The organism is Haliea sp. (assembly GCF_040222615.1).
In the GTDB taxonomy this organism is placed as follows: domain Bacteria; phylum Pseudomonadota; class Gammaproteobacteria; order Pseudomonadales; family Halieaceae; genus Haliea.
This window is the reverse complement of sequence record NZ_JAVKCQ010000200.1, coordinates 25,451-43,847: the sequence shown is the minus strand read 5'-3', so window position 1 is coordinate 43,847 and position 18,397 is coordinate 25,451. Positions and strand designations below refer to the sequence as shown.

General features: G+C 63.1%; 14 protein-coding genes. 5 read left to right on the top strand and 9 right to left on the bottom strand.

Going from position 1 to position 18,397, the window contains the following annotated elements; translation table 11 throughout:
• Positions 1–119: 119 nt before the first annotated feature.
• The 6 genes from RJQ10_RS15935 to RJQ10_RS15910 form a co-directional block, all read right to left on the bottom strand.
• Entirely contained in the window at positions 120–566 is a 447-nt protein-coding gene (locus tag RJQ10_RS15935; RefSeq protein ID WP_350148366.1) for a cupin domain-containing protein, read from the bottom strand.
• A gap of 21 nt (positions 567–587) precedes the next feature.
• Positions 588–1,958, bottom strand: coding sequence for a Na+/H+ antiporter NhaC family protein (locus tag RJQ10_RS15930; protein WP_350148365.1), 1,371 nt, complete (start codon positions 1,956–1,958; stop codon positions 588–590).
• 5 nt (positions 1,959–1,963) lie between these two features.
• Positions 1,964–3,874: an NAD(P)-binding protein gene (locus RJQ10_RS15925; RefSeq protein WP_350148364.1), complete on the bottom strand. Its 1,911-nt coding sequence runs from the start codon at positions 3,872–3,874 to the stop codon at positions 1,964–1,966.
• Positions 3,875–3,890: 16 nt separating this feature from the next.
• Complete coding sequence (locus tag RJQ10_RS15920; protein ID WP_350148362.1) at positions 3,891–6,350, bottom strand: TonB-dependent receptor; 2,460 nt, start codon at positions 6,348–6,350, stop codon at positions 3,891–3,893.
• 300 nt (positions 6,351–6,650) lie between these two features.
• Positions 6,651–8,210: a tetratricopeptide repeat-containing sulfotransferase family protein gene (locus RJQ10_RS15915; protein ID WP_350148360.1), complete on the bottom strand. Its 1,560-nt coding sequence runs from the start codon at positions 8,208–8,210 to the stop codon at positions 6,651–6,653.
• Between the two features lie 119 nt (positions 8,211–8,329).
• On the bottom strand, positions 8,330–9,316 hold the full coding sequence (locus RJQ10_RS15910) for a GlxA family transcriptional regulator (protein WP_350148358.1): 987 nt from the start codon (positions 9,314–9,316) through the stop codon (positions 8,330–8,332).
• Between the two features lie 142 nt (positions 9,317–9,458).
• Between RJQ10_RS15910 and RJQ10_RS15905 the strand changes: the two genes are divergently transcribed.
• Complete coding sequence (locus tag RJQ10_RS15905) at positions 9,459–11,294, top strand: beta-ketoacyl synthase (RefSeq protein ID WP_350148357.1); 1,836 nt, start codon at positions 9,459–9,461, stop codon at positions 11,292–11,294.
• Positions 11,295–11,373: 79 nt separating this feature from the next.
• Here the strand turns inward: RJQ10_RS15905 and RJQ10_RS15900 are convergent, their stop codons facing one another.
• Complete coding sequence (locus tag RJQ10_RS15900; protein WP_350148355.1) at positions 11,374–13,650, bottom strand: TonB-dependent receptor; 2,277 nt, start codon at positions 13,648–13,650, stop codon at positions 11,374–11,376.
• A 315-nt stretch (positions 13,651–13,965) separates the two neighbouring features.
• Between RJQ10_RS15900 and RJQ10_RS15895 the strand changes: the two genes are divergently transcribed.
• Both RJQ10_RS15895 and RJQ10_RS15890 read left to right on the top strand, forming a co-directional pair.
• Positions 13,966–14,523, top strand: a complete 558-nt coding sequence (locus RJQ10_RS15895) for a nitroreductase family protein (protein ID WP_350148353.1) — start codon at positions 13,966–13,968, stop codon at positions 14,521–14,523.
• A 39-nt stretch (positions 14,524–14,562) separates the two neighbouring features.
• Positions 14,563–15,378: a crotonase/enoyl-CoA hydratase family protein gene (locus tag RJQ10_RS15890; protein ID WP_350148351.1), complete on the top strand. Its 816-nt coding sequence runs from the start codon at positions 14,563–14,565 to the stop codon at positions 15,376–15,378.
• 58 nt (positions 15,379–15,436) lie between these two features.
• Here RJQ10_RS15890 and RJQ10_RS15885 read toward each other — a convergent pair whose 3' ends face one another.
• Complete coding sequence (locus RJQ10_RS15885; RefSeq protein WP_350148349.1) at positions 15,437–16,225, bottom strand: hypothetical protein; 789 nt, start codon at positions 16,223–16,225, stop codon at positions 15,437–15,439.
• 63 nt (positions 16,226–16,288) lie between these two features.
• Here RJQ10_RS15885 and RJQ10_RS15880 point away from each other — a divergent pair, with 63 nt between their 5' ends.
• Positions 16,289–17,059: an alpha/beta fold hydrolase gene (locus RJQ10_RS15880; protein WP_350148347.1), complete on the top strand. Its 771-nt coding sequence runs from the start codon at positions 16,289–16,291 to the stop codon at positions 17,057–17,059.
• A 25-nt stretch (positions 17,060–17,084) separates the two neighbouring features.
• Positions 17,085–17,411 carry a DUF3301 domain-containing protein gene (locus tag RJQ10_RS15875; protein ID WP_350148345.1) on the top strand — a complete coding sequence of 109 codons (327 nt, stop codon included), beginning with the start codon at positions 17,085–17,087 and terminating at the stop codon, positions 17,409–17,411.
• Between the two features lie 15 nt (positions 17,412–17,426).
• Here the strand turns inward: RJQ10_RS15875 and RJQ10_RS15870 are convergent, their stop codons facing one another.
• Positions 17,427–18,059 carry a LysE family translocator gene (locus RJQ10_RS15870; protein WP_350148343.1) on the bottom strand — a complete coding sequence of 211 codons (633 nt, stop codon included), beginning with the start codon at positions 18,057–18,059 and terminating at the stop codon, positions 17,427–17,429.
• Positions 18,060–18,397: the final 338 nt, after the last annotated feature.

Here is an 18,397-nt window from a genome sequence, read left to right as displayed (position 1 = left end):
CCAGGCGGCGATTGGCGGACACGCCGTGAACCCATCCTTGGGGGCTTGTATGAAACATCCATGTTTCATACAGTCCGGCAATCCCCGCCTGGCTCCGGCCCCTCCAGCACTGCCGCCGTTTACTCCAGGCCGGAACCGTCTTCGGAGTAGATTACCCAGATCTTGGTGTAGCCGTCGGTTTCCCAGATACCGGTCCACTCCTTCGGCAGCGTCACCGCTTCGCCGGCCTTGACCTCCATCACGCTGCCGTCGGCAGAGGTCAGGGTGACACCGCCCTCGAGGAAATACATGAACTCATCCACCCCGTAGGGCTCGCTGATCTCCCAGCGCGAGGGGCCGGCGCGATACAGCCCGGAACCGAATTTACCGTCGCTGCTGAGCAGGGAGGTGACGTCCAGGACCGGGTGGCCATTGCGTTCGGTGCGGGTGGTGTCCGGCCGCTCGAACATGCTGCCGCTCATGTCCTCGGCGGTCATCTTCGCGGGCAGAGCAGCGTCAGCGGCCGCAGCCTGGGTGCCAGTCAGGGAGACGGCGATGGCGATGCAGGTAAGGGTGAACAATTTCATGATGATTCTCCGGTTGGGGGACTACAGGAACCCTATGGCGAGGTAGCCGACTACGGTAATGGCAGCGGCGACAAGCACATAGGGAAGTTGGGTCAGGGCGTGCTGCAGCGGTGTGCAGCCAGTGGCCTGGGCGGTGAGCACGGTGGCGTCCGAATAGAAGCAGGCGTGGCTGCCAAAGGTACTGGCCGACAGTGTGGCACCGATGACCAGGGTCATGTCTGCACCCAGGTTGTTGGCGAGGGCGGTGACGATCGGCAGGATGATCACGAACACGCCCCAGTTGGAGCCGGTCATGAATGACACCAGGCCCATGCTGACAAAAATGATCGCCGGCAGCAGCTCGGGGGTGAGCAGCGGCTGCACCGAGGCCACCACCAGCGCCGGCAGGCCGAGGGCGTCGTTTACATCCTTGAGGATGAACGCGGCCACCAGCACCGCAAGTGGTTCCAGCATGGTCTTGAAGCCGTCGATCACGGTGTCGAAGGTATCGTGCAGGTCCAGTATCCGCAGCCCCAGAATGGCGACAATGGTGACACCGAGGGTCAGGTAGATGCCGACCAGGAAGTCGTTGTCGAAATACATGGTGGCGAAAACCAGGGTCAGCATTGGCAGCACGAACAGCGCCAGCCCGGGATTGGTGTCTTCCCGGGGAACAATCGCGTTGTTCGCCGCTTCGATCTTTGCCGCCTCGGGTGGCACCGTGACTCCAGTTTCAAACGCGCGCTTCTCCGCGGCCCGCATTGATCCCAGCGCCGGCAGGAAGCCGGCAATGACCACTGGTACCAGCAACACCGCGATCCAGGCGTAGAGCATGTAGGGAATAGACTGGATGTAGACGGTCAGGCCCTGGCCTTCTTCCGCCACTCCGTTAGCCACCAGCAGGCCGCCGAAAAACGCTCCCCAGGTGGAGTAGGGGATGATCACGCTGATGGGCGCCGCGGTGGAATCCACGACATAGGCGAGTTTCTCCCGCGAAATACGGAACTTGTCGGAAATATTGCGCATCGCGGCGCCCACCGCCAGGGAGTTCAGGTAGTCGTCGACGAACATGAAGATACCCAGGCCCCAGGTGGTATAGAGCGCGGACTTCTGGCTGTGGACCAGCCGGGTCAGGCGGGCGGTGAAAGCCCGGGTAGCGCCGGTGCGAATGAGCAGCCCGATAAGGCTGCCCATGAAGCCGCAGACGAGAATGACCCAGGCGACATCCTCGTCGGTCATCACCCGCAGGGAGGTTTCCGCAAGTCCGCCGACAAAGCCGGCGCCGTGCAGCATCAGCAACCCGAGCAGGGAGCCGCTGACCAGGGATTCAATGGGCCTGCGACTCCAGATGGCGAGCGCGAATACCAGCAGGGTGGGGACGGCTGCGAGGGCGCCCAGAGAGGGGGCTTCCATGTTCTCTACCCCGCTGCCGACCCGGTCTGTTCCTGTACCGCGCGCCAGGCCGCGTCAATGGCGCCATTGACATAGGCGTAGGCCGAGGCGTCCGAATTGGCGATGGAGATCCGTCCGATCTGGCGCGCGCCGAGCAAGTGCGGGCCGTTCCCCGGTCCGTACTCCAGTGGATCGAAAAGCTCGTTGTATTCGTAGGCATAGCCGTGCGGCCAGCGGTTCACGGTGATGCCGGTGATATCCCGGGCCGCGTCAAAGCCTCCCGGCTCCAGTGCACCCTGCAACTGGCTGACGATGCCCTGTTCGAACTGGTCGAAGGACATTTCGTACAGCGCCCGGCGGCCACGGCGGTGCTGCTCTCTTGCGCTCAGCCCCTGGTCGGGCACGGTAGGGACGAAACTGCCGTGCAGGATGGTGGGCCGGTCGGGGTCGCGCACGGTCTGGTAGCCGCCCATGGCGACCGGGAAATCCAGCCCGAAGCTGTGCATCAACTCCGGCTGGGGCACGCTGATGTTGCTGAAACCCAGCTCGGCCAGCGGGCGCCAGTTGCGCACCGCGACGCTGATGTAAACCAGTGGCACCTTGCTGGCATAGGCAATCGCCTCCGCCTGCTCGTCGGGCAGTTCGGGAACAATGTGCGGCAGTATGTTGTTGTAGCAGGCCATGACGGCGTGCCTGCCGCGAACCCGGTAGACCTTGCCGGCAGTAACGTAGCTCACATCCACGGACTTGCCGTCGCTGCTGTGGCGCGCCTGCACCGCGGTGCTGTTGAGGCGCAGACGGGTGCGATTGTCGCTGCGATCCAGTGCCGCGTAGTCCACTTTCGGCAACACCAGGTCCTCCATGCCGCTGCCCGCAAGCGCGGCTGGAATGAGCTGCCTGACCAGAGCCCGGGCGACGCCGGCATTGCCATCGGGGAAATGGAAGATGTAGGGCTCAGACTGATGGTCATCCTGTTCTTCCGTGAGGTCGCCAATGCCGAGGTTCAGGGTGCCGGGGGCGCCGTAGCGGAAGCCCTCCAGTGCCGACAGCGCGTCGTAGCCCACGCCCCAGAGGCCACGCATGGTGTCGCGCAGCAACAGGTATACCGCCTCGGGTACCTGTGCGGTCTGCAGCAGGAAATCCCGGTAGCTGGTGCTGCGCAGAAAGGCGATTTTCTCTTCCCTGCTCAAACCCGGCAGGTAATCGCGCGGCTGGGTAAGCAGGGCAATCAGCGCGGTGCGAACGTCTTCAGGCAGCGGGTAGTTGCCGATAGTGGCGCCCAGTGTCTTGTCATCGACGGCTTTGCCGGTCTGCCAGCGCGGTGGGTTGAAATGCGCTTGCGTTGTTGCCTTCCCGTACCGGCTGGCACTGAAGTAGAGACCGGTACCGAGGCCCTGGCTGGCAAAATAGTCCTGGTCGAAATAGTCGTAGAAGCGCTCGGTGTGGATGCCCACGTCCCGCAGCAGCTGCGCGGCAACCGGGGAGTAGCTGGAGGGGGTGTCAATGGACTGGCTGCCGCCGTAGCCGATAAGGCGTTCGCCGTTGACCTGGAACTCGTTGCGCTTGGCATGGCCGCCAAAATCATCGTGATTGTCGAGAATCAGGATGCGTGCCTCCGGCCCCGCCTGTTGGCGATAGAACCAGGCCGCGGCCAGCCCCGAGATGCCGCCGCCCACGACCACGAGGTCGTAAGTGGTATCGGTCTGCTCCCCGGGCACTGGGTAGCGCACCCCCTGCCAGGAGACGGCGTGGGCAACCTCGAAGGCGCCGGGATGGCTGCCGCGCATCCCGCTCAGCAGCGGAGGGTATTGGCTGCCTGCAACGTTGCCGCCGTTGGCGCGGGCCGACAGTTCCAGCGGAGACAGCGCCATGGCGCCGGCGCCGAGTGCCAGGCCACCGAGGAAGTCCCGGCGGGTAATGCTTGGGCGATCAGCCATGGCGCAGGCTCCCTGGCTAGAACGAGTAGCTGAAGCGCAGCCCGGCTGTGGGAGGACGGCTGGGGCTGATATCCGTTTGCACGTTGGGGTTGTTGGGGTTGCCGCCGCTGCCGCTGGCGTCAAAGTATTCCTCGTCGAGGATATTTTCCACATACAGGGCCAGCGACCAGCCTTCCTGGGAACGGTAACCGACCAGCCCCTGCAGTTCACTCCAGTCACTGCGCAGGCGATTGCCCTCCGGGAAGTTGGTGCTTTCCGGGCGCAGCGGCACGTAGCTGGCGCGGGCTTCGTCTTCCCAACTGAATGCCAGGTTGCCGAACCAGGCGCCGTGACCGACGGGGAACTGGGCGTCCAGCATGGCGTAGAAGGTGTATTCCGGGGTTCCCGGCATCGGTTCGCCCTCGCAGGCGTTGATGTCGCCGAAGATGCGCTCGCCCTCGGAGCAGAACGCCTGGATGCCGGTAGCCTCGCTGTCAAACCAGGAGGCGCCGGCGCCGAATCGCCAGTTCTCGTCGAGGGCAAAGTTCCAGGTTGCCTCGAGGCCGTGTGCGTCCACGGTGCCGACGTTGCAGATCACCACCCCGGGCTGCCCCGGTATGCCGCAGGTGGCCTGCAGGTCTTCATATTCATACACGAAAGCGTTCAGCTGGAGCTGGCTGCGGCCATCGAGGTGGGTGCCTTTGTAGCCGATTTCATAGGAGATCACGGTCTCCTCGTCAAAGGACCCGGGGACATGGGTGCCCGGGCGGGCTTCAATGGTTCCCCAGACCCCGTCAGGGATCACCTTGAAGCTGTTGAATCCCCCTTGTTTGTGGCCTGTGGTGACGGTGCCGTAGAACAGTGTGTCATCGGTGGGCCGGTAGTTGAGTACTGCGCGCCAGGTCGGCTTGGTCCAGTTGCGGGTATCCTCCACAGGCCCGTCCGGCGTGGTAAACCCGGTCTGGACACGGTTGCCAAGCACCGGGCTGGGGTTCAATGCGGTCAGCACTTCCTGGGACATGCGTTTCTTGTCGTCGTTGTAGCGCACGCCCAGGCTGGCGTCGAGTTGCTCGCTGAAACGGAAGCTCAGGTCCAGGTAGGCTGCCCAGCCCTGGAATACGCCCTTGGTGCGGTTCCAGTCGTCCATGCGCCCGGTGGGGCTGGCCTGCCAGTCGTAAGTGCCGAAATAATCGTACAGCACATAGGCATAGGCGCCGTCGTAGGCATTGTTGTAGTAGTCGAAAACCCCCTCGCAGCTGTCACCCCAGTAGACATTGCAGTACAGGTCCTCGTCCTGCTGGCCCAGGAACAGGGTGTCGATTTCCTCGCGGTAATAGGAAACCCCGGTGTACCAGTTGAACATGCCGTCGTTCTGCGACGTCAGCCTTACCTCCTGCTCGAAATAATCGCCGGACTGGATCTGCTCGTAGTTGAAGATGGTCAGCGGGGTGCCGTCAAAATCCTCGGTGTAGTGGTAGTCGTGATCCTTGTAGTTGGTGAGCGAGGTGATCCTCGCCCAACCCATGTCATAGTTTGCTTCCAGACCGATACTGAAGATTTCGCCGTTCTCGAACACCCCGTTGTCGGGTTCATCAATGTTGATTCGGCGGGGATCGGAGGGCACTTCGATCTCGCCGAAGAGTTCCTCCAGCAGGGCGAAGGAGCCCGCGTTGCCAGTGGCGCGGTAGATCGTGCCGGATTGCTTGCGGTCCTCGTATTCCAGGAACACGGTCGCATCCAGGGCGCCACCGTTGTCGTAGACGCCGGTTATCCGCAGCGCATCCTTGTTGTGCTTGATGAACTTGTTGCCCGTGGCGATGTTGGTGACGTAGCCGTCTTCCTCCGAGTGGTAACCCGCGATTCGCACCGCGAAGGAATCGCCGATATCGATGTTGCCGCCGGCCTCGCCGGTGAAGACTCCTCGCTCGCCCACCCGGACATCCACATAGGCATCGCTATCGCCGCGAACGGGCTTGGTGGTGAATATGCTGAAGGCGCCCGAGATCGCGTTGCGCCCGAACAGGAAGCCCTGAGGCCCGCGCAGGATCTCGGCGCGGTCGAGGTCAAAAAGGCTGGTTACCGCAGAGCCGTTGCGCCCCTGGTAGAAACCGTTCTTGTAGACGCCCAGCGATGGGTCGCCACCGTTACCGAAATCGTTGGTGACAATCCCCCGCACCCGTATGGTGTCGAGGAAGCTGTCCTTGGAATTGCCGGTGACTCCCGGGGTGAACGAGACCAGGTCCTTGATATCATCGAGATTGACCTCGCGCAGGAAATCACCGGACAGGGCCTGCACAGCCAGTGGCACGTCCATCACCGACTCCGCTCGCTTGGTTGCGGTGACGATGATTTCTTCGAGCTGGGCGCGCGCAGGACTGGCTATGGGGCCCGCCAGCAGGGCGGCCGACACTGCTGCGGCGAGTGCGGAACGGGACAGCCCCGGGCAGTTGGCAAAGGACGAGCGGGTGTGGAGCTTGCGGCTTGGCGATTTGGTCATGACGTACCCCCTGTGATGTCATGTGGCACTGCGAGCGCCGGCCCCGTCGGGCCGGACTGCAGATGACGTTTTTGCGGGCGTCACTGTGTCACCTGAACCACTGTCTTCGTTATTGTGGATGGTTCGTTCGGGAAAACTCTATCCGCCGACGGGGCCAACAGGCCGCAGTCCTGCGTCGGTCATCTCCAAACAGACTTGCTTGACGTTACGAGATTCATACCGGCTTTGCAATCGTGGCGAGGGAGTTTCCGCTACCACTTTAGGGGTAGGTGCAATAGCAGGTGGGCTCGGCACAGGTGGTCAGCTCGTGCTTATGCCCGCGTCCTCCAGCGCGCGACGCAGAGGCTGCAGCTCCGCCTCGAAGCGTCGCCACCGGCCGACGGAGCGGGTGTGGGCGGCCTCCCTGACCTGCACCACGCTGGCGGTTGTTACGGCGGCCTGCTGCCGGTGGAACTCCAGGCAGGCGGGTTCCCAGGGCAAGTCGAGGAAATCAATCAATGCTCGCGCGTTGGGTTCCAGGTCGGAGGCCACGTCCTCGTAGCGGACTTCGTGGAATCGATCTCCAAAGCGCTCGCGCCAGCAATCCATCAGGCGCAGGTAGCGCGCGTGGTGCCTGGCGAGCTCTTCTTGCTGGTAGGAGTGGGGATAGGCCTCGGCGAACAGCTGTTTGAAACTGGCAAAGCAGGCGTCCATGGGGTCGCGCCGCAGGTGAATGATTTTTGCCTGCGGCAGGGCGGCCAGAATTAATGGCAGATAGCGGTAGTTGGTGGGCAACTTGTCCACGAACCGCGGCAGGGTGCCCTGGAATTTGCGGCTGGTGCTCAGGTAGGCCTCGCCGAGCCGGCGCAGGTCCATGCTCGCGGCGGCGTTGACCAGCTGTGCCGAGTGGCGCTCGCGTCCCCGATAGTTCAGCAGTCGGCGCAGCGCGCTGTCGAACTGGCGCAACTCGCCAGCGGAGTGGACCATGGAGTGGCTGGTGATGATTCGCTCTACCAGGGTGGTGCCGGTACGGGGTTGGCCAATGATGAATATGGGCGCGGGGTCTTCGCAGCCCCCAGCCTGCCGTTGCAGCCAATCCTGGTCAAAGGTGTTCTCCAGTGCCTGAAACATGGCCTGCTCGGCCTGCTCGTTGTAGCTTAGCGAGAGGCGCCGGGCGCTCGCGCCCGTGGCGTAGGCGGCGAACGCCTGCGGCCATTGCTCCAGGTCCTCAAGCTCCTTGCCCAGGGCATAACCGAGATAGGCCTGGTCGCGCGGGTTGCCCCGGGCCCGTTGCAGGAGCTCTTGCAACTGCCGTACATGGCTGTCGTCGGTGGCGCGGCCCAAGCCGCTCAGCAGCCAGTGGGCATTGGCGTTTTCCGGTTGCTCAGCCAGCGCACGCTGGAGACTCATCCGGGCAGCGTCAAAGTTGCCGGTGAACATCTGGTTGTTGGCCTGATTGATACGGAAGGCGACGTTGCGTGGCTGTTGCTCGACCGCGCGCTGCAACCACTCCGCTGCCGCTGCCGTATCCCCAAGCAGGGTAAAAACGGTGGCGATCGTGTCCTGCACCACCGCGTTGCCATCCTGGTGACGCACTGCCCGCGCCAGGGCTTCGTCCGCGCGGTTGACATGGCCCAGGCGCATGAACAGGCGCGCCAGCTGGGCCCAGGCGGCGCCGTGTTCGGGGTTGAGTTTGGTGACTGAGCCAAAGGCCTGTACCGCTGTTGACATCTCGTTGCTCTCGGCAGCAACGAGTCCTACCAGGAAGTGTCCCTCGGGGAGGTCGGGCCTCACGCCAAGCACCTTGCGACAGCAGTCCGCCGCGCCGGGCCGGTCGCCACGGGCGAGCTTCACATACCCATCGCGAAGGGTCTCCTGCATCCAGGGTTCGGGCGGGCCAGGCGGCTGGGGCATAGGACAATACTTCTAATGTCTGGAGAGTGCGGAAGCGTACCAGAGCATTGCCTGCATGGCACCCGGGATTGCCAGGGACGCGCGTTTCAGCCCGGGTCGAACAGCTTGCCCCGCACCGCGGCGCGGTACTGTCCGGGGGTCATGCCATTGTGGCGCCGGAACTGCCGTGAAAAATGGCTGGCATCCTGCAGTCCGAGTTGCCAGGCGATCTCGCCGATGCTCAGGTTACTGCGCCGCAGCAGGTCGCGGGCACCATTGTTGCGCAGTGTATTCAGGTAGTGCTGTGGCGTCATCCCGGTGGCCTGGCGGAAGCGGCGGTGCAGGGTGCGCTCGCTCACCCCCAGGGCCGGCGCCATGTCCCCGAGGGCTACGGGCTGGTGCAACCGGTTTTGCAGCCACTGCTGTGCCTGCAGCACGGTTTCATCGTGATGGCTGCTGCGCGGCGGATCCTGCCAGGCGGCGGCGCGGAAGGGTTGGCGGATTTCCGGTGAAAACTGGTGCTCCACGGCCCTGGCGACACGGCTGCCGTACCAGTCCTCGGCGATATGCACGCACAGGTCAGCGATGGAATTGACGCTGCCCACGCAGTAGATGTTGTCGCTCTGGGTGATCAGATGCCGGGTTTTCAGATTCACATCGGGATAGCGCCTGGCGAAACGCTCGAACCAGTTCCAGTGGGTGGTCGCCGGGCGTCCGGCGAGCAGTCCCGCTTCGGCCAGGATGCAGCTGGCGGTCCCAACGCTGCAGATGCGCGTGCCGGTGGCTGCGATTCGGCACAGTTCCGGCAGCCACTCGCCGCACGCCCTGAGCGTAGGCAGAGGGGTCCGCCAGATGGCCGGGAGAATGAGCAGGTCCAGTGGCGGCAGGCCGGCACGGGAGTCCGTTGCGTGCAGGGTCAGCCCGCTGGCCAGGGTGACCGGCCCGGGTGTTTCGGCGGCGAGCAGGAAGGAAAGGGGGCGGGCGCGGCGGTTGTCGCCCAACGCGGTCTGGCTGGCGGCGCCCAGTATTTCCATGGGCAGGGTCAGGCTGCTGGCGAGCGCATCCGGATAGACGAGAGCGGCAACGGTGTACATGGGGTGGTATCCGTTCATTTCGGCGGAAAATGCATAACAACTGGCAAAAATAGCATGTTAATACGCAGTCTGTCCCAGTACACTGCCGCTTTATTGGTGCAGTTTGTAAAGAGAGGGATGAATGGGTCAGGCGCGGTTACCGGTGATTGTAGGATTTGGCGGGGTCAACGGGGCGGGGCGGGCCTCGGGTCACCACGCGTACCGGCGTCTGGTCGAGGATGCACTTCCCGCCGCATCTCGCCAGCGGTTGCTTGCGGCGCTGGCACAGCTGATGGGTGTCAAGGACGCCGATTCCAGCGCTGCCTATATTCTCGAGCACACCCTGATTCGCCGGGTGGAGGCCAATCACTTCGATCCGGACGCGGTCAGCTGGAATCAGCGCCTGGTCGCCCGCGGAGAAGAGGGTCCCCTGCAACTGACTCTGCGCAAACAGCAGTTGCCCGCCATTATCCCCGCCAACTGGACTGTGAGCCCTCTGGGCGAGACCCAGGTTGCCGTGCGTATCGACGGCGCCCTGGACATGCTCCTGCCCAGCCTGCGTGAATTCGAGATCAAGGCCGCCGGACAGCTGCCGACGGGCTTCGATCCGGGCAAACTCTACCAGTCCCGCAACCATCCGCGGGGCCTGCAAATGATGATCTATGCGGCCTCCGATGCCCTGGGCAGCCTGGGTATTTCCTGGGAGCAGATCCAGCGGCGAGTGGCGGCTGACCAGATCAGCGTCTACGCCGGCAGTGCCATGGGCCAGCTGGACAACGCCGGCGCCGGTGGCATGCTCAAGGCCCGCTACAACGGCCAGCGCGTCACTTCCAAATTCTGCCCGCTTTCGCTGGCGGAAATGCCGGCGGACTTTGTCAACGCCTATGTGCTGGGTAGCCTCGGCGCCACCGGCGCAACCCTGGGGGCCTGTGCCTCGTTCCTGTACAACCTGCGCCTCGGCATCGAGGATATCCGCACCGGCAGGGCGCGGGTCGCCTTCATCGGTTCTTCGGAAGCGCCGGTCAACCCGGAGGTGATGGAGGGCTACGGCGCCATGGGTGCGCTGGCCTCGGACAAGGGCTTGCGTGAGCTGGACGGCCTGCCGCAGGACGTCGAACCGGATCATCGGCGCGCCTGTCGTCCATTCGCGGAAAACTGCGGCTTTACCATCGCCGAATCGGCGCAGATGGTTGTGCTGTTCGACGACGCCCTGGCCCTGGAGCTGGGCGCGACCGTCTACGGTGCAGCCACGAATGTGTTCGTCAACGCGGACGGCTACAAGAAGTCCATCTCCGGTCCCGGGGTCGGCAACTACATCACCATGGCCAAGTCGGTGGCGGCGGTGCGCGCGATGCTGGGCGAGCAGGCAGTGCGCGAAGGCGGGCTGGTCCAGGCTCACGGCACCGGAACCCCGCAGAACCGGGTAACGGAGTCGCAGATCCTGTCGGCGACCGCGAAGGCCTTCGGGATCGAGGACTGGCCGGTAGCGGCGCTGAAATGCTACCTCGGTCATTCCCTTGGCTCTGCCTCCGGTGACCAGGTCAACGCGACGCTTGGGATCTGGGCCGACGGCATCATTCCCGGCATCAATACCATTGATGCCCTGGCGGACGACGTGTGCTGCGACAGCCTGGCGTTTTCCCTGCGTCATCGGGAAATCGATCGCGACCGGCAGGCCTATGCCATCATCAACTCCAAAGGCTTCGGCGGCAATAATGCCTCGGCGACCCTGTTGAGCCCCACAGTCACCGCCCGCATGTTGCGATCGCGTCACGGTGCCGAGCAGTGGCGGGCATGGGAACGCGCCAACGAAAGCGTTCGCGAGCAGCAGGAGACCTACGACACGGCGATGATCGCGGGGGAGGTCGCGCCGACCTACCGCTTTGATTACGGTGTGCTGGGTGATGCTGACGTCAGTATCGGGGCGCGGGACATGCAGGTGGGCAGCTACCGTATTGATCTCGACCTGGCCAATCCCTACGACGACATGCAGCCCTGAGCCGGCGGCGAAAGCAGCCCGCGGGGCGGAAACAAAAAAGGCAGCCCGAAGGCTGCCTCGAGAGTGAAGCAGGCCTGGCCTACAGGTTGTAGGTGACCTCCAGGCCGACCCTGCGGCCCTTGGACAGAGGCGCGAAAGTGCCGCCCAGCGGAACGCCGGAGAGGGTGTTCGGCAGCTGGGTATCGTTGCCGTTCAGCACTTCATCCAGCAGGTTGCGGCCATAGATTGAAAACACCCAATGGCCGTCGTTGCTGTAGAAGTCCAGGCCGGCATCGACCCGCTTCTGTTCGTTGATGAAGCCCAGATTGTTGTCGGTGTAGGCCGATTCATCCCGGTAGGAGTAGCTGATTCGCGAACCCATATAGCCCCAGCCGCCCAGCTCGAGGTCGTGGTTGAGGCCAATGGTCCAGGTCAGGTCTGCCGCTCGCGGCAAGTCCAGGTCCTTGTCGACACCGTTGATGACACCGTCACCGTTGAGGTCGAACAGCACCTTGTCGTAGCTGGCATCCAGGACGCCGACAGAGGCGATAGCGACCAGGCTATCGGTCAGTCCCCAGGTGGCGTCCACTTCCACCCCCATGATGGTGGCCTCGGCGGTGTTGCGCACCAGCTGGATCACGCCGATCGGGCCGGGCAGGTTGATCTCCCGCTGCATGTCATCGATCTTGTTGTAGAACGCGGCAGCATTCAGGATGCCGCGGCCGCCAAAGGAGGACTTGTAGCCGATCTCAATACTGTCAACGGTCTCCTGGTCGAACGGTCCAGGGGTGTCCGCGGGGTTGAACGAGGTGTTGCGCATGTTGTAGCCGCCCGAGCGGGTACCCTGGCTGTAGACGCCGTAGATAAATGCGTCGTCAGACATGTTGTAGGTCAGGCCAACCTTGGGGGAGAAGCTGTCCCACTTGTCATCGTCGACGAAGTCGTAGGCACAGTCCCCGGCGGTGACGATATTACAGGGGTTGTTGATGTTCTTGCTCAGGGAGGCGACTTCCGTCTCCTTGTCTTCCTCGGAGTAGCGGGCCCCCAGGCTCAGGATCCACTGGTCGTTGAGGTCGATATCAACCGAGGCGAAAATACCCCAGGTCTCGGTCAGCAAGTTGCCGCCGCCGTCAAACTGGGCCGCAGGTGCCACGCCGCCGGTAGCAATACCCAGCAACTCGCGGCGCTCGTGGTAATTGATCTCGCTGTCGAAGTAGAACACACCGGTGGTGACGTTGTAGCGCTCGTTGAACAGGCCGTTGTAGCGCAATTCGTTGCTGACCTGCTCATAGTCCAGCCAGGAGGGTGCGTGGAACAGCCACACGGGCTGCGCGTCGATATCACCCAGGCCCTGTGAGGTGTAGTCCCGCCAGCCGAAGATGTTGGTGATGGTGCCATCGCCAAAGGCGACGTCGTAGTTGACCTGGGCGGTAAAGGCGTTGGTCTCGTTGTCCTGGGACCCTGGCTCGTCGATGGAGACGTCGAACTCCTCCCGGTCAAAATTCACCGGGAACCCCGGCACACCCGAGCCATTGGTGTGGCTCTGGCCGATGGGGCCGTCGCCGGTCACTTCGCTGTACTCGTAGCGCAGGATCAGCTCCAGGGCGTCATTGGGAGTGATCACCGCGACCGGTCGGAACATGGTCTGGCGAATGACGCCGACATCCTCGCCGTCGAACTTGTTTTCGATAAAGCCGTCGTCATCGTTGTGGTAGGCGGTCACGCGGGCGGCCAGCCAGTCATTCACCGGGCCGCCGACGCTGGCCATGACATAGCGACTGGGGCCGCCGTCCGGGCCCTGGTCGATGGCGGCGCGGGCGGTGAACTCGAATTCATCGCCGGGCTTCTTGCTGTTCAGCAGCACCGCGCCCCCGGTCACATTGCGCCCGAACAGGGTACCCTGGGGGCCCCGCAGCACTTCCACGCTTTCCAGGTCAAAAGTGTCGAACAGGATGCCGTTGTTGAGGCCGATGTAAACGCCGTCGACAATCACGCCCACGGTCGGGTCAATGCCCGGGATAGAGCTGTTCACGCCGAGGCCGCGGATCGAGAAATTCGCCGTGCCGCGGGCGGTGCCGACGTCATCCAGGGCCACGTTGGGCAGACGTACGGACAGATTGGTCAGGTCGCGAATCTTCAGTGATTCCAGCTGGTCTGCACCCAGCGCGGAGATGGCCATGGGCACCTCCTGGGAACCCTCCTCGCGCTTCCGGGCGGTGACCACGACTTCCTCCAGCAGCGCGGATGTGCTGCGGCGGGCGTCCTGGGCCTGGCTGCTGGCGGCAAAGGTGGTAGCCATGACGGTCCCCAGCAAGGCGGCGACAGCCGTAGCCAGCGGATTTTTCTTCAGGGATTGCGGTTGGGCGGTGTTTTGCATGGTTGGAGCTCCTTTTAATTATAAAGTTACTGCTGATACCGATGGTCTGCGCCTGTCCCCTGTGCGTGCGCTGCGCTGTAGTTGATCTGCCCCCAAATTGTGGTGTCTTTGACAGGGGTGAACAAGCGTGATTATTACCGCAGATTGGCTTGCGGTCACACCAAGTTGACACTTTAAACATTCCGCGACCCGGATGGTAGGCTCCCGGCGTGTAAAAATTACCGGCCAGGGATCGCTGCCAGCAGGGTTTCGCGGTTTTCCCGACCCGCTGTTATGATGGCGGCCTTTCCCAGCCAAAATGTGTTCCCGGACCCTATGTCTGATGTCCTGAAAAGCCTGCAAACCCGCAACTCGGCGCCGCGACTGGTGGCTCCCGCTCCCTCCCGGGAGCAACTGGACGAACTGCTGCAGGCGGCGCTGCGGGCACCGGACCATGCCTGGCTCAGGCCCTGGCGTTTTATCGCGATTGAGGGCGAGCGGCGGGATGATTTTGGCGAAGTGCTGGAGCGCTGCCTCCTGCGCAGGGATCCGGCGGCCGATCCCTCGGCCAGGGAAAAGGCCCGGCAGGCGCCGTTGCGAGCGCCGCTGGTACTGGTGGTTATCGCCCGTCTGCAGGATCATCCCAAGGTCCCTGCTGACGAACAGCGCCTGTCTGCCGGTTGCGCCGCCCACGCGATATTGCTGGCAGCCGAGACCCTGGGCTATGCCGGGATCTGGCGTACCGGCAACGCGGCGTTCGACCCATTCGTGGGCTCTGCACTTGGCCTGGACAGCAATGAGGAGGTGGTTGCCTTTCTCTACCTGGGTACACGCGATGGCAGCCCGAAGAATCTGCCGGCACTGAATCCTGCTGATTTTCTCAGCCATTGGTGAAGTGCGGCGCAACGATTATCCACTGGAGTAACAGCGAACATGAGCATCCCAGAATTCGAGACCCTGGCCCTGACTATCGACCAGCATGTGGCTATAGTGAGCCTCAACCGCCCGGACAAGGCCAACTCCATGAACGCTGCCATGTGGCCGGAGCTCCAGACTTGCTTCGAGTGGCTGGACGCAGAGCCGGGTGTGCGCGCAGTCGTATTGACCGGCAACGGCAAGCACTTTTGTGCGGGGCTGGATCTCGCCATGTTCAGCGGCCTGAAGGGCCAGTCCAGCGACCCGGCGCGGCAGAGCGAGGAGTTCCGGCGCAATGTGCTGCGGATGCAGGGCAACCTCAGCGCTATAGAAAATTGCCGCAAGCCGGTGCTGGCCGCAATTCACAGCACCTGCATCGGTGGTGGCGTTGACCTGGTGTGTTGTTGCGACATGCGCTATGCCAGCGAGGATGCCTGGTTCGCGATCCGTGAAATCGATATCGGCATGACCGCGGACGTCGGTACCCTGCAGCGCATGCCGAAACTGATCGCTGACGGGGTGGTCAGGGAGCTCGCCTACACCGGCCGCAACATGAATGCGGCGGAGGCCCAGGAAGTGGGCTTCGTGAACCGGGTGTACGAGAATCGCGAAGCCATGCTGCGCGAAGTCACCGAAATCGCTCGCAGTATCGCCCGCAAGTCGCCGCTGGCGGTGCGCGGAACCAAGGAGATGCTGCTCTATGGCCGTGATCACAGTGTCCAGGACGGTCTCAACCATATCGCGACCTGGAATGCCGGCATGCTGAGCCAGGTAGATCTGATGGCGGGCGTCCAGGCCCAGGCCGAGAAGAAAATCGCGTCCTTCGAAGACTGACCACCGAGCCCCTGCGTTGCAGGGGCGCGTGTCATTCAGCGCTGCAGGAAGCCGCTGGCTAGGGGTTGCCGGGCCAGATCTCTGAAACGATGAAGGGGTGGAAGGCGATGGCGATGCCATCGTTGACGAAGCTCTCGTTCTCCAGGATATTGCGGCGGCGTATGAAACGCCCGGCGGATGAGCGCGCATCAATGGCGTCGGTGGCATCGAGGCCGCCAACGCTGGCGAACACGCGCTGCAGATCCATGTCATACACGCTGACCTGGAGGGACGCGACCGAGGCCGCCTGGTTCCAGTCAAAATCCGCGGAGACGCCGGTACCGGGGCCCTGCAGGGAGGGTTTGCGACTCACCCCGTGCCAGCGGGCAATCCGCTGCATGCCGGCGCCGAAGGGTACCTGGGACTCGATCAGGTCGGTGAAGACAAAAGCGTCAACGTCCGTGGTGTCCTGCAACCGATCGCGCACGCTCTGGATGACCTGGGCGAACGTCGCCATGTTTACCCTGCCGGTGGTCGGGTCGAAAGGGTCGCCGAAGGCGCGCACGGCCGTATTCCAGTGCTGGATGAAGTCGCGCTGCGGCAAAACCTTGTAGCCGTGCTGCTTCAGGTAGGTACTGACCATGCCGTCTATGCGGGGAGCTTCTTTTTCGAGATAGGTGCGGGACGGCTGCCCGAGATTGACGTGGGGAATGATGACCGTCTTCACTTTGTTCTGCGCCAGTTTTTCCGTGTCGAGTTCGTAGGGAAAAACGGTGGGGTTGTAGGTCGGTCCCGTGCTGCAGGCGGCCAGCCCCAGCAATGCGGCCAGGGCAACGGCCGCGCGGCCGAGAGTGCGGAAATGACGCATAGTGGCTCCAGTTCGTTTATAGTGCGCGCATGGTAGCAAAATCTCGTGGGGGAGACAGCGACAATGACAGCTGAAGTATTCGACTCGGTGGCTGGAGACGGCCCTGATGTGGTGCTTTTGCACGGTCTGTTCGGCATGGGCAGTAACCTGGGGGGCTTGTCCCGCTCCCTGCAGGACCACTATCGGGTACACAGCCTGGACCTGCCCAACCACGGTCGCTCAGCGTGGACCGATAGCATGGCTCTGCCGGATCTCGCCAGCGCGGTGCAGCGCTGGATGGAGCACCGGGACCTGGAAATGGCGCACTTTGTAGGCCATTCCCTGGGTGGCAAGGTGGCCATGCAGCTGGCCCTGGATGCGCCCTACCGGGTCGATGCCCTGGTGGTCGCGGACATCGCTCCAGTCGCCTACCCCCCGTCCCACGATGCAGTTTTTGCCGCGCTGGCGGCGGTCGATGGCGCCGGTTGCCGCAGCCGCAACGAAGCCGCGAAGCTGATGGCGGAACATTTGCAGGAAGACAGCGTCATCCAGTTCCTGTTGCTCAGCCTGCAGCGCAATGACGCCGGAGAGTACCACTGGCGCTTCAATCACAGGGTCCTGCGCGAACGCTATGCCGAAGTGCGCGAGGAGGTCGCCCTGCAATCACCTTTCAACGGCCGCACCCTGTTTATCAAAGGCGGTGAATCCGGTTATATACAGGACGAGCACCGGCCCGCGATCGAAGCGCGGTTCCCGCAGGCCGAGCTCGAGGTGATACCCGGCTGCGGGCACTGGCTGCATGCGGAGCAGCCCGCATTGTTCAACAGGCTGGTGAGGCGCTTTCTTGACGGCTGATCGCTCACGGCGCGGAGCCTGAACCTTGTATTTCACCCTGGGGGAGGTGCTGGCTTTTCTGGCCTTTGCCGGCCTGGCTGTCTGGTTTCTCGCTTCCATACGGGTTCGGGAGCTGGCGTTGGCGGCAGTCGACCGCGCCGGCAAGCGCGATGATTTCCAGCTTCTGGACCAGACGGTTCAGTTGTCGCGGATCTCTCTCAGCCGGGACGAGCGCGGCAGTTGGCGGGTCTGGCGCCAGTACCGTTTCGACTACAGCTATGACGGGGTAGAGCGCCAGGAAGGCTTTGTGATCATGCTGGGCCAGCGCCTGCAGGCGGTGGTGGTGCGGGAGCCCAACAGCACGCTGCACTGACGCCATCGCCAGCCGCTACACAAGCAGCAGCTTGAGTATCATTGCCGCGCCCAGCGCGACCAGGACTGCGCCGAACAACAGGTCGATTCTTTGTTCCTGACGCTGGAATCGCGCCATCCAGGCTGGCCTGCTGACCAGCAACACGACCAGGGAATACCACAGGGCATCGGTGACTGCGCTGGTGGCGACCAGCAGGGCGTGTACCCGCCAGTCGGGCGCCGTGGGCAGAAACTGGCTGAACAGGGCCAGCATGAACAGGGCCAGTTTGGGGTTGAGAAAAGCGATGAGGAACCCGTTGCGCGCCGCCTTCCCGGCAGTCAGCATGGCCGGGCCGCCGGGGACCGCAGCGGTGGTGGTCCCGCCGCCGCGGGCTCTCAGGGCCGCAGCTCCCAGGTAGATCAGCCAGCCGGCACCGGCGAGCTGCAAGGCGAGGAAGACCTGTGGCGAGCGCGCAATCAGAACCGACAGGCCGCCCACCGTGAACAGCGCATAGCACCCCACTGCCAGGCCATGGGCAGTGGCTGCGGAGAGCCCCGCTGCGCGGCCACCGGCGAGGGCGGAGCGCAGCACAACCGCCAGGCTGGGCCCCGGGGACATTGCCCCCAACAGACAAACTCCGAGCAGGGAGAGCCAGAGTCCGAAGGTCACGGGCAGTGCCTCTCTTGGATTGGTAACACCTCAAAAAACCTCATCATTTTTCCACAGATTCTGTGGATAAGTCGGTGTGTATTTTGTTTAACGGGGCCCCGGGGCCAGTGGCCCGGGGCAGTGTTACAGATTGGTTAAAAAACAATCAATAGCTTTATGTCTTTTAAATACAATAGCTTACGTTGACAATTTAAAGTGCGACATGGCTTTGTTGAGCTAACAGCACCTTATTTCATTGCCGCACCCCATTTGTGCATAACCTTTTTGCCTGAGTTACCTAAAGTAACTCGCCCGGTATCCGGGGAACAGCGGGAGTGTGGTCTGTCGGGGTAACAATT